We start from the raw sequence: 248 nt of genomic DNA, 5'->3' as shown, positions 1-248 counted from the left end.
CGAGTTCGACGGCCGTCCCGTCGAGGAGGGCGAGGTACTCGTCTTGGAACATCACCGCGTCCGAGGGCTCGACGAAGACGACGCTCCAGCCGTCGTCGACGGAGGGACGGAGCCGCCCGACGTTGTGTCGCGCTCGGTCGCGGGCCGTGTCGAGCATCCCCATCGAGAACGCGGCGCGACCGCTCGATTCGAGGTCGCTCGGAATCCGAACGTGGACGTTCGCGGCTTCGAGCACCTCGACGGCGGCC

The 248-nt window shown here is 69.4% G+C and carries 1 protein-coding gene; it reads right to left on the bottom strand.

Annotation, left to right across the window (positions count from 1 at the left end; translation table 11 throughout):
• On the bottom strand, window positions 1-248 hold a 248-nt coding region (locus tag HKX41_12650; GenBank protein ID NNC24984.1), incomplete at both ends, for a (Fe-S)-binding protein.

Source organism: Salifodinibacter halophilus (assembly GCA_012999515.1).
GTDB classification, from domain to species: Bacteria; Pseudomonadota; Gammaproteobacteria; order Nevskiales; family Salinisphaeraceae; genus Salifodinibacter; species Salifodinibacter halophilus.
The sequence above is the reverse complement of the archived record's forward strand: the minus strand, read 5'-3'. Positions and strand labels throughout refer to the sequence as shown.